Genomic DNA, 11,375 nt, shown 5'->3' with positions numbered 1-11,375 from the left:
GTGACCTCGCTCAGCCCGAGGTGCTTGACCTTGCCTTCGCGCACCAGCTCCGCCATGGTGCCGACGCTCTCCTCGATCGGGACGCTCCTCGTCGTCCCCTCCCGGGAAGAACGGGTTCTCCGGTTCCTCCGTCGTCGGCGACGGGGTCGTCGGCGTCGGGCTCGGCGACTCGGTCGTCGGCGTCGGGCTCGGCGACTGGGTCGTCGGCGTCGGCGACGGCGTCTGGGAGGTCGGCGGCGCGGAGGTGGGCTCCTCGGTCGTCGGCTCCTCGGTGGGCGTCGGGGTCGGGGCCGGCGTCGGCGTCACCGTCCGGGTCGGCTGGACCGCCGCGCCCTGCTTGGTCTCCAGGTCGAACCGGCTGATCCCGTCCAGCACGCCGAAGGTGTACGCCGCCCAGATCTGCGCCGGGAACCCGCCGCCGTTGACGCGGTCCTCGCCGCCCGCGCCGTACAGGGGGACCTGCCGGTGCGGCGGCTCGGGGTCCTCGCCGAACAGGCCGACGGAGGTGACCAGGTCCGGGGTGTAGCCGGTGAACCAGGCCGACTTGTTGTTGTCGGACGTGCCGGTCTTGCCGGCGACCTGCTGGCCGCCGCGCAGCGGGTTGTCCCGCACGGACTTCCGGGCCGTGCCGTCGTCGACCACGCCGGTCAGCACGGAGGTGACCGTGTCGGCGGCCTCGCGGCTGATGACCTGCTCGCCGACCGGGTCGGGGAGCTCCACCTTGCGGGAGTTGTGCTCGACCGACTTCACGACGGCCGGGGTGACCTTCTTGCCGTGGTTGTCGAGGGTGGCGTAGACCCCGGCCATCTCCAGCGGGCTCGCGCCCATCGAGCCCAGGGTCTGCGCGGGCACCGCGTCCATGCCCTCGGTCTCCATGCCGAGCTTGCCGGCGACCTCCACCACCTTGTCCATGCCGACGTCGACGCCCATCTGCGCGAAGACGGAGTTGACGGACTTGTTCATCGCCTGCTGGACGGTGACGTCGCCGTAGTCGACGTCGTCCTCGTTCTCGGGGGCGAAGCCGACCTTGCGGCCGCGGTCCACGACCGGGCGCTTGCTGGTGCCGTCGTACAGCGTGTTCGCGGTGATCGGCGTGCCGTCCTGGGTGGTGGCGTCCTCGTCGACGGCGGCGGCCAGGATGACCGGCTTGAAGGTGGAGGCGGGCTGGTAGTCGTCGCGGGTGGCGTTGTTGGTGAAGTGCTTCAGGTAGTCCGTGCCGCCGTACATCGCGACGACCGCGCCGGTCTTCGGGTCGACGGAGACCGCGCCCGCCTGGACGCCGGCGTCGGCCTCGTTCCCCTCGGGGTCCAGCTTGCTGGTGAGCTGCGTCTTGACGGACCGCTCCAGCGCCGCCTGCTTCTTCTTGTCGATGTTGAGGGTGAGGGTCCAGCCGCCGGCGTCGACCATGGCCTGGGCCTGCTTCACGTCCTCGGCGCTGCCCTGCGCGACCAGCTGCCGCGCCAGCGCGGCGTTGGCCGCGTTCACCAGGTAACCGGTCTGGCCGCCCATGCCGGGGTCGGGCCTCGGCTCCTTCGGCACCGGGAACTTCATGGCCCGGCGCTCGGCGGCGTCCAGCCAGTGCTGCTCGACCATGTTGTCCAGGACGTAGTTCCAGCGCTCCCGGACCAGCTTCTTGCCGGTGTCCGAGGCGATCGCCCAGTCGTACTGGTTCGGCGCCTGGAGCAGGGCCGCCAGGTAGGCGCCCTGCTCGACGGTGAGGTCCTCGGCGTCGACGCGGTAGTAGGCCTGCGCGGCGGCCTGGATGCCGTAGGCGCCGCGGCCGTAGTAGCTGGTGTTGACGTACCCGGCGAGGATGTAGTCCTTGGACTTCTCGCGGTCCAGCTTCAGGGAGATGACCAGTTCCTTCAGCTTGCGCGAGATGGTCTGGTCCTGGGTGAGGTAGTAGTTCTTGACGTACTGCTGGGTGATCGTGGAGCCGCCCTGCGCGCCCTTGCCCGCCAGGGTGTTGAGCAGACCGCGCGCGGTGCCCTTGAGGTCGACGCCGGCGTCCTTGTAGAAGGTCTTGTTCTCGGCGGCGACGAAGGTGTGCTGGACGTCCCTGGGCACCTTGGCCAGGTCGACGATCTCGCGGTTGCGGTCGCCGTCGCGGGTCATGACCGAGCCGTCGCTGTACTTGTAGACGTTGCTCTGGAGCTTGGCGTCGGCGTTCCCCTCGGGGATGTCGATGACCATGTACAGCACGATGAAGGCGCCCATGCCGAGCAGGCACAGGCCGAAGAACGCGCCGAGGATCTTCTTCCAGGTGAACAGCCGGCGTATGCCGCCCTTCCCGGCCGCGCCCGACGAACGGCGACGCCTCGGCGCCGCGCGGCGGCCACCGCGCTGCCGCGCTCGCCTCTCTTCCGCTCGTCCCATCGGTCCGATCCGCTCCGATTCGTTCACGTGTGCTCAGCAGTCACACAGGTTCCACGCTCAGGTCAGCTCAGAAAGCTAACACCGCCAGATACGACAAAGGGCGCCCGATCCGGTCTTTTACGGACGTGACAATCAGCACCCACCCCGTGGGAACCGACGCACGGGCGGGGTGTGAGGTTGCCGACGACGGGTAAAGTGATAGCAGTTAGCTAGACGTACGCTATGCGGGGCCGGGCAGACGCGGGGCCCCGCGGCACGAGAACGGGGGGACACCCATGTCCACGCATCACGCCCAGGCCGCCGCCGACGTCCCGGAGATGCCGGCCCCACGCGTCCGGGAGTTCCCGGCGCACAGCATCGGCGGGGGGCTGGCCCTGCTGCTGGGCCTGCTCGGGCTGCTGGCCGGAATCGGCATGATCGTCGCCGCGACGGCGGTCCCGGCGGCCGGCGCCAAGGCCGCGCTGATCGTCGTCGGCGCCCTGGTCGCCCTCGCCGCGTTCGTCGCGGTGTGCGGGCTGAACATGGTCGCGCCGGGCGAGGCGCGGGTCGTGCAGCTCTTCGGGCGGTACCGGGGCACGATCCGGCAGGACGGGCTGCGCTGGGTGAACCCGCTCACCTCGCGCACCAAGATCTCGACCCGGGTCCGCAACCACGAGACGGCCGTCCTGAAGGTCAACGACGCCTACGGCAACCCGATCGAGCTGGCCGCCGTCGTGGTGTGGCGGGTGGAGGACACCGCGCAGGCCACCTTCGAGGTCGACGACTACATCGAGTTCGTCTCCACCCAGACCGAGGCGGCCGTGCGGCACATCGCCATCGAGTACCCCTACGACGCCCACGAGGAGGACGGCCTGTCGCTGCGCGGCAACGCCGAGGAGATCACCGAGAAGCTCGCCGTCGAGCTCCACGCGCGCGTGGAGGCGGCCGGTGTGCAGATCATCGAGTCCCGCTTCACCCACCTGGCGTACGCTCCGGAGATCGCCTCCGCGATGCTCCAGCGGCAGCAGGCCGGGGCGGTCGTCGCGGCGCGGCGGCAGATCGTGGACGGGGCGGTCGGGATGGTCGAGGCGGCGCTCGCCCGGATCGCGCAGCAGGACATCGTGGAGCTGGACGAGGAGCGGAAGGCGGCGATGGTGTCGAACCTCATGGTGGTGCTCTGCGGGGACCGCTCCGCACAGCCCGTCCTGAACACGGGGACGCTCTACCAGTGACCGCTCCTTCCGGGGACTCCGCCCCGCGGCGCCGGCCGCAGCAGCGCAAGCAGGTCCTGCTGCGGCTGGACCCGCTGGTGTACGAGGCACTGGCCCGCTGGGCGGGCGACGAACTGCGCTCGGCCAACGCGCAGATCGAGTTCCTGCTGCGCCGGGCGCTGGCGGAGGCCGGCCGCCTGCCCGGCGGCGCCGGCCCCATCCCGCGCCGGGGACGGCCGCCCGCCGACCCCGGGGCGCCCGGCCGCCCGGCGGAACCGGAGAGCTGACGGGGCGGGCGGACCGGGCCGCGCGGGGCCGGACACGCCGGGCGCGCGGACCCGCACCGCCCGGCCCGGCGGACCCCGGAACCAGCCTCGAATCACCCCTGAGCCACCCCCGAACGGCCCCCGAACCGCCCGTTCACCGGCCTCGCCCCGCCGTACACACAGGGTGTATACACATCGCGTATACACCCTGTGTAGAGTGACGGCATGTCCATCGGTCACACCCTCCTCGGACTCCTGGAGTCCGGGCCCCGCCACGGCTACGACCTCAAGCGGGCCTTCGACGAGAAGTTCGGCCACGACCGGCCGCTCCACTACGGCCAGGTCTACTCGACCATGTCCCGCCTGCTGAAGAACGGCCTCGTCGAGGTCGACGGCATCGAGTCGGGCGGCGGGCCCGAGCGCAAGCGGTACGCGATCACCGACGCCGGGATCACGGACGTCGAGCAGTGGCTCGCCACGCCGGAGAAGCCCGAGCCGTACCTCCAGTCGACCCTGTACACCAAGGTCGTCCTGGCGCTGCTCACCCGGCGCGACGCCGCCGACATCCTCGACACCCAGCGCTCGGAGCATCTGCGCGGCATGCGCGTCCTCACCGACCGCAAGCGCAAGGGCGACCTGGCCGACCAGCTCATCTGCGACCACGCCCTGTTCCATCTGGAGGCCGACCTGCGCTGGCTGGAGCTGACCGCGGCCCGGCTCGACAAGCTCCGGGAAGCGGTGACCCGATGACGGCCCCCGCCGGTTCCCTGCTCGCCGCCGAGCGGCTGCACAAGACGTACGGCCCGACCGTCGCGCTCGACGGCGCCGGGTTCTCCATCCACCCCGGTGAGATCGTCGCCGTCATGGGCCCCTCCGGGTCCGGCAAGTCGACGCTGCTGCACTGCCTCGCCGGGATCGTGACCCCCGACTCGGGGACCATCACCTACGACGGGCGCGAGCTGTCCGCCATGAACGACGCCCAGCGCAGCGCGCTGCGGCGCGGCGAGTTCGGGTTCGTCTTCCAGTTCGGGCAGCTCGTGCCGGAGCTGACCTGTGTGGAGAACGTGGCCCTGCCGCTGCGGCTCAACGGCACGCCCCGCAAGGAGGCGGAGCGGGCCGCGCTGTCCTGGCTGGAGCGCCTGGAGGTCGACGACCTGGGGAAGAAGCGGCCCGGCGAGGTCTCCGGCGGGCAGGGGCAGCGGGTCGCGGTCGCCCGCGCGCTGGTCACCCACCCGCGGGTGCTGTTCGCCGACGAGCCGACCGGCGCGCTGGACTCCCTCAACGGGGAGCGGGTGATGGAGCTGCTCACCGAGGCCGCCCGCGCCACCAACGCCGCCGTCGTCCTGGTCACGCACGAGGCGCGGGTGGCCGCCTACTCCGACCGGGAGATCGTCGTACGGGACGGGAAGTCCCGGGACATGGAGCACGCCATATGAGCGCGCGGCAGTGGACCCGGGACCTGGCCCTGGGCGTCCGGTTCGCGTTCACCGGCGGACGCGAGGGATGGGTCCGGGCCCTGCTGACGGCCGTGGGCGTGGGGCTGGGGGTGGCGCTGCTGCTGCTGACCACGGCGATCCCGAACGCGCTCGCCGCCCGGCACGACCGGGAGATGGCGCGTTCGGACGACCTCGTCGTCTCCGCGCGGATCCCCCCGGCGGCCGACACCGTCGTGGTCGCCCACGTCGACACGGACTTCGGGGACACGACCGTACGGGGCCGCGCGCTGGAGCCCGAGGGGCCGCGGGCCCCGCTGCCGCCAGGCGTGGACCGGTTCCCGGCGGTCGGCGAGATGGTGGTCTCGCCCGCGCTGAAGAAGCTGCTGGAGTCGGACTCCGGGAGGCTGCTGCGGGAGCGGCTGCCGGACCGGATCGTCGGCACCATCGGCGAGAGCGGCCTGATCGGCTCGACGGAGCTCGCCTTCTACCGGGGCGGTGAGGATCTCGCCGCGTACATCGACGACGCCCGGGCGACCCGGATCGACGCGTTCGGCTTCGACGCGCCCTCGGAGCGGATGGACCCGGTCCTGCTCCTGCTGGTCCTGGTCGTCTTCGTCGTACTGCTGATGCCGGTCGCGGTCTTCATCGCCGCCGCCGTGCGGTTCGGCGGCGAGCGGCGCGACCGGCGGCTGGCGGCGCTGCGGCTGGTGGGCGCGGACAGCGGGATGACCCGGCGGATCGCCGCCGGCGAGGCGCTGGCGGGCGCGGTGCTGGGCCTGGTCTTCGGTGCCGTCTTCTTCCTGATCGGCCGTGAGGTGGCGGGCGGCGTCGAGGTGTACCGCGTCAGCGTGTTCCCGAGCTATCTCAACCCCTCGCCGCTGCTGGCCCTGCTGGTCGCGGTGGCGGTCCCGGCGGCGGCCGTGCTGGTGACGCTGCTGGCGCTGCGCGGCGTGGTCATCGAACCGCTGGGCGTGGTCCGCGCGGCCAAGCCCGCGCGGCGCCGGCTGTGGTGGCGGCTGCTGCTGCCGCTGGCCGGCCTCGGGTTGCTCTACCCCATGGTCGGCATGGGCCGCGCCCACGGCGAGTTCAACCAGTACCTCGTCACCGGCGGTGTGGTCCTGCTGCTGGTCGGCGTGACCACGCTGCTGCCGTGGGTGGTGGAGACGGTCGTCGCCCGGCTCGGCGGCGGCGCGGTCTCCTGGCAGCTGGCCGTGCGCCGGCTCCAGCTGAGCAGCGGTACGGCGGCCCGCATGGTCAACGGCATCGCGGTGGCCGTCGCCGGGGCGATCGCGCTCCAGATGCTGTTCGCGGGCGTGGACGACGACTACACGAAGAGCACCGGCCACGACCTGACGCGCGCGCAGATGCAGGTGGACGTGCCGCGAGCGGTGCCGCTGGAGAGCGCCGCCGCGAAGCTGCGGCGCACCGAGGGCGTGCGCGCGGTGTACGCCTACGCCGAGGGCATGACCGGCGACCGGCGCAGGGAGCCGCGCTTGAGCACCTGGGTGACGGCCGGCGACTGCGCCGCCCTGCGGGAGATCGCCACCCTGCCGTCCTGCGAGGACGGCGACGTGTTCGCGGTCCCGGGGGTGGAGTACGACACCGACACGGCCAAGCTCGCCGTGCCGGGCCGCACGCTCTACCTCGACCCGTCCTACGAGGGCGGCCCGGAGCGGGCCTCGGTCGCCTGGCGGGTGCCGCGGGACCTCAAGCGGGCGCGTCCGCGCACCTGGCTGACCGGTGCCGAGCGGGGCGGTTTCCTGATCACCCGGGGGGCGCTGCCCGCCGGGGCCGGGGCGACGCTGTTCCAGGAGGTCTACGTGGCCCTTGACCGGTCGGCCCAGAACGCGCGGGAGCAGGTGCGCAACACCGCCGCGGCCCTGCACCCGATGGCGAACGCCACGACATGGGCGGCCACCGAGCGGTCCGGCCGGTTCACCTCCATCCGCACCGGTCTGTTCGCCGGCGCCGCGTGTGTCCTGGCGCTGATCGGGGCGAGCCTGCTCGTCTCCCAGCTGGAGCAGTTGCGCGAGCGGCGCAAGCTGCTGTCGTCGCTGGTGGCGTTCGGCACCCGGCGACGCACGCTGAGCCTGTCGGTGCTGTGGCAGACGGCCGTCCCGATCGCCCTCGGCCTGCTGCTGGCCTCGGTGGTGGGGCTCAGCCTGGGCGCGGTGCTGCTGAAGATGACGGACACCCCGGTGCGCGTCGACTGGACGAGCGTGCTGTCGATGACCGGTGCCGGCGCCGCGGTCGTCCTGGTGGTGACCCTGCTCAGCCTGCCGCCGCTGCTGCGGCTGATGCGGCCGGACGGGCTGCGCACCGAGTAGCCGCCCGCCGGGCCGGTCCGGGCGGTGCGGACGGTCCGGGGCGGTCTCAGGCCGCGACGGTCCGCACCGGCAGGTCGCTCAGCGCCTCGCGCAGGGCCCCCGCCAGTTCCTCGTACTCCGCGGAGCGGGCGGCGCCCGTGCGCATGGCCAGGGCGATCCGGCGGGTGGGGGCCGGGTCGGCGAAGGACCCGGTCAGAAGCTGGCTGGAGCGGGAGGTCTCCACCCGGACGGCGGTGCGCGGCAGCAGCGTCACGCCGAGGCCCCCCGCCACCAGCTGCACCAGCGTGGACAGCCCGGCGGCCGTGGTGGTCGCCGGGACGTCCTCGCGCCCGGCCTCGCGGCAGATGTCGAGCGCCTGGTCGCGCAGGCAGTGGCCCTCGTCGAGGAGGAGCAGCCGCATCTCGCGCAGCGCCGAGCGGGGTATGCCCTCACGGCCTCCGAGCGGGTGGTCCAGGGGCGTGACCAGGACGAAGTCCTCGTCGAACAGGGGGAGCTCGGTGACGCCGGGCACGCCGAGCGGCACGGCCAGCAGCAGCAGGTCCAGCCGCCCGCCGGCCAGCCCGTCCAGCAGGCTGGCGGTCTGCTCCTCGTGGACCTGGAGGTCGAGGTCCGGGTAGCGCTCGTGCACCAGGCGCAGCACGGTGGGCAGCAGATACGGCGCGACGGTCGGGATGACGCCGAGCCGCAGCACGCCGGTGAACGGCGCCCGTACCGCCTCCGCCTCCTCCAGCAGCGCCCCGACCTCCGCCAGCACCGCCTTGGTCCGCACCGCGAGCCGCTCACCGGCGGTCGAGAGCAGTACCTTGCGCGTCGTACGCTCCACCAGGGTGACACCGAGTGCCTCCTCCAGGGCGGACACGGCGCCCGACAGGGCGGGCTGGCTCATGCCGATCGCGGCGGCGGCGTCACGGAAGTGCAGATGCTCGGCGACGGCCGCGAAGGCGCGGAGCTGGGCCAGGCTGGGCTGCCGCTTCTTGCCCGCGGTCATCCCCACAGCCGTACCTCCACCGCGTTCACGTCCATTCACGGTCATTAATAGCGACCTCCGATCAACCCGACCGAGTGTAGCTATTTCCCTAATCAATGGGCCCTGTGCCAACATCGGCAGCGTCCAACCCATGGGAAACGCTCGCAAAGCGGGTGTTTCTTCGCTGCAAGGAGAGCGTGTGCTCACTGTCGGTGACAAGTTCCCCGAGTTCGAACTGACCGCCTGCGTCTCGCTGGAGAAGGGCAAGGAGTTCGAGAAGATCAACCACAAGACCTACGAGGGCAAGTGGAAGATCATCTTCGCCTGGCCCAAGGACTTCACCTTCGTGTGCCCGACCGAGATCGCGGCCTTCGGCAAGCTGAACGACGAGTTCGCCGACCGCGACGCCCAGATCCTCGGCTTCTCCGGTGACTCCGAGTTCGTCCACCACGCCTGGCGCAAGGACCACGACGACCTGCGTGACCTGCCCTTCCCGATGATGGCCGACTCCAAGCACGAGCTCATGCGGGCGCTGGGCATCGAGGACGAGGAGGGCTTCGCCAAGCGCGCGGTCTTCATCGTCGACCAGAACAACGAGATCCAGTTCACCATGGTGACCGCGGGCTCCGTCGGCCGGAACCCGAAGGAGGTCCTGCGGGTCCTGGACGCCCTCCAGACCGACGAGCTGTGCCCCTGCAACTGGAGCAAGGGCGACGAGACGCTCGACCCGGTCGCGCTGCTGGCCGGGGAGTGATCTGACATGTCGCTCGACGCCCTGAAGTCCGCCATACCGGACTACGCCAAGGACCTGAAGCTCAACCTGGGCTCGGTCATCGGCAACTCCGAGCTGCCCGCCCAGCAGCTGTGGGGCACCGTGCTGGCGACCGCCATCGCCTCGCGCTCCCCCATCGTGCTGCGCGAGCTGGAGCCGGAGGCGAAGGCGAACCTCACGCCGGAGGCGTACACGGCCGCCAAGTCGGCCGCCGCCATCATGGCGATGAACAACGTCTTCTACCGCACCCGGCACCTGCTGTCGGACCACGAGTACGGCACCCTGCGCGCCGGTCTGCGGATGAACGTCATCGGCAACCCCGGTGTCGACAAGGTCGACTTCGAGCTGTGGTCCTTCGCGGTCTCCGCGATCAACGGCTGCGGCATGTGCCTCGACTCGCACGAGCAGGTCCTGCGCAAGGCGGGCCTGAGCCGCGAGACGGTCCAGGAGGCGTTCAAGATCGCCGCCGTGATCCAGGCCGTGGGCGCCACGCTGGACGCCGAGGCGGTCCTCGCCCAGTAGTCGTCCCCGCCGGTCGGTACGCCGAGGCCCCGCTCACCTCCCCCGGTGAGCGGGGCCTTGCCGTATTGCCCGGGCCGCCCGCGCCGCTCATTCCGCCGGCGCCTGCGGCGGGCGCGGCTCCTCGGGCGGCGAGGGCGAGGAGGCGGGGGAGGCCGGGACGTCCGCCGCCGGGGCCGCGTCCGTCGACGTCGCGCCGTGCGGCTTCGGGGCCTGCCGCAGGGCGGCCTCCCGGGAGTACGCCCGCAGATAGCCGGCGACGGTGTTCGTCACCGCGACCAGCGGTACGGCGACCACCGCGCCGCCGATGCCGGCCACCATGCCGCCGGCGGCGACCGAGAGCACCACCGCCAGCGGATGGACCCGCACCGCGCGCCCCAGGATGAACGGCTGGAGGATGTGCCCCTCGATCTGCTGCACCGCGAGGACCACGACCAGGGTCATGACGGCCGTGAAGACGCCCTGGGTGACCAGCGCGACGACGACCGCGAGCGCGCCCGAGACCACCGCGCCGACCAGCGGGACGAACGCGAACAGGAAGATGAACACGGCCAGCGGCACGGCCATCGGCACATCGAGGAAGTAGATGCCGAGACCGATGAAGATGGCGTCGATCAGGGCCACTATCACCGTGCCGCGGACGTACGCGGTGAGCGTGCGCCAGGCGCGCGGGCCGGCGCCGGCCACGCCCGGGCGGGCCGCCGCCGGCACCAGCTTCAGCGTCCACTCCCAGATGCGCTTGCCGTCGTAGAGCAGGAACAGCGTGGAGAAGACGGCCAGCAGGAGCCCGGTCAGCGCCTCGACGACGACCGTGACGCCCTCCAGGCCCATCGAGGTGATCTGCTCGGTGTTGGCGCCGACCGCCTCGCGCAGGTTCTTGGCGATCTCGTTGATCTGCTTGTCGGTCACATGGAACGGGCTGTTGAGCAGCCAGCGGCGCAACTCGTCGATGCCGTCCTGGACCTGGTCGGAGAGGGTGTCGATGTTCTCCATGACCTGCCAGGTCACGAACCAGCCGATCAGCCCCATCACGACGAAGCCCAGAATCGCCGTCATGGCCGTGGCCAGCCCCCGTGGCACGCCGTGCCGCCGCAGCCGTGCCACCGTCGGCTGGAGCACCGCCGTCATCAGCAGCGCGGCGACGAAGGCCAGCACGACCAGCTGGACGGCGCTGATCACCCGCATCAGCACCCAGACCGTGCCGGCGAGCACCAGCAGGCGCCAGCCGGCCTCCGCCGCGACGCGCACGCCCCACGGCACGGCCTGCGCGGGGTCGGGGCGGGCACGGACCGCGGGCGCGTAGTCCGGGGGCGGCGGGACGTGGTCGGCGGAGGGCGTGGCGTGCCCGGCGGGCGGTACGGGCCCGGTGTCCTCCGCGTCCACCTCGGCCCGGCGCTGGTCCAGCCGCCGGCTCATCTCCGTCAGACCGGTACCGATCCGGCCCAGCCACCCTGGCACTCGCGACATGATCCGTCCTCTTCCCCCGTCTCTCCGTACCACTCCCCCCTGGAGTCGTCGGATC

At 72.0% G+C, this 11,375-nt stretch carries 10 protein-coding genes; 7 read left to right on the top strand and 3 right to left on the bottom strand.

The annotated features are described in order from the left end of the window. On the bottom strand, nt 1-2,376 hold a 2,376-nt coding region (locus AB0L74_RS23280; protein WP_365655472.1), incomplete at its 3' end, for a transglycosylase domain-containing protein. A 275-nt stretch (nt 2,377-2,651) separates the two neighbouring features. Between AB0L74_RS23280 and AB0L74_RS23275 the strand changes: the two genes are divergently transcribed. From AB0L74_RS23275 to AB0L74_RS23255, 5 genes are all read left to right on the top strand, one after another. Continuing rightward, nucleotides 2,652-3,587 carry an SPFH domain-containing protein gene (locus AB0L74_RS23275; RefSeq protein WP_365655469.1) on the top strand — a complete coding sequence of 312 codons (936 nt, stop codon included), beginning with the start codon at nt 2,652-2,654 and terminating at the stop codon, nt 3,585-3,587. Further along, complete coding sequence (locus tag AB0L74_RS23270) at nt 3,584-3,853, top strand: hypothetical protein (protein ID WP_365655466.1); 270 nt, start codon at nt 3,584-3,586, stop codon at nt 3,851-3,853. Before AB0L74_RS23275 ends, AB0L74_RS23270 begins: the two co-directional genes overlap by 4 nt. Nucleotides 3,854-4,057: 204 nt before the next feature. Next, nucleotides 4,058-4,582 (top strand): PadR family transcriptional regulator, encoded by a 525-nt coding sequence (locus AB0L74_RS23265; protein WP_365655463.1) that lies wholly within the window; start codon nt 4,058-4,060, stop codon nt 4,580-4,582. After that, nucleotides 4,579-5,268 (top strand): ABC transporter ATP-binding protein, encoded by a 690-nt coding sequence (locus AB0L74_RS23260; RefSeq protein WP_365655460.1) that lies wholly within the window; start codon nt 4,579-4,581, stop codon nt 5,266-5,268. Before AB0L74_RS23265 ends, AB0L74_RS23260 begins: the two co-directional genes overlap by 4 nt. Next, nucleotides 5,265-7,595 carry an FtsX-like permease family protein gene (locus AB0L74_RS23255; protein WP_365655457.1) on the top strand — a complete coding sequence of 777 codons (2,331 nt, stop codon included), beginning with the start codon at nt 5,265-5,267 and terminating at the stop codon, nt 7,593-7,595. Before AB0L74_RS23260 ends, AB0L74_RS23255 begins: the two co-directional genes overlap by 4 nt. A gap of 46 nt (nt 7,596-7,641) precedes the next feature. On the opposite strand, the gene AB0L74_RS23250 is transcribed toward AB0L74_RS23255, so the two are convergent. Next, nucleotides 7,642-8,583: a hydrogen peroxide-inducible genes activator gene (locus tag AB0L74_RS23250; RefSeq protein WP_365655454.1), complete on the bottom strand. Its 942-nt coding sequence runs from the start codon at nt 8,581-8,583 to the stop codon at nt 7,642-7,644. 178 nt (nt 8,584-8,761) lie between these two features. Here AB0L74_RS23250 and AB0L74_RS23245 point away from each other — a divergent pair, with 178 nt between their 5' ends. Beyond that, entirely contained in the window at nt 8,762-9,316 is a 555-nt protein-coding gene (locus AB0L74_RS23245) for a peroxiredoxin (protein WP_029384905.1), read from the top strand. Nucleotides 9,317-9,322: 6 nt separating this feature from the next. After that, nucleotides 9,323-9,856, top strand: a complete 534-nt coding sequence (locus AB0L74_RS23240; protein WP_044383473.1) for an alkyl hydroperoxide reductase — start codon at nt 9,323-9,325, stop codon at nt 9,854-9,856. Nucleotides 9,857-9,943: 87 nt separating this feature from the next. Here AB0L74_RS23240 and AB0L74_RS23235 read toward each other — a convergent pair whose 3' ends face one another. After that, the gene (locus AB0L74_RS23235; RefSeq protein ID WP_365655450.1) at nt 9,944-11,320 is read right to left on the bottom strand and encodes an AI-2E family transporter; all 1,377 of its coding nucleotides are present in this window, start codon (nt 11,318-11,320) and stop codon (nt 9,944-9,946) included. Nucleotides 11,321-11,375: the final 55 nt, after the last annotated feature.

This window comes from Streptomyces sp. NPDC052020, from assembly GCF_040680575.1.
Classification (GTDB): domain Bacteria; phylum Actinomycetota; class Actinomycetes; order Streptomycetales; family Streptomycetaceae; genus Streptomyces.
Note: the sequence above shows the minus strand (reverse complement) of the source record. Positions and strands in the feature narration are given on the sequence as shown.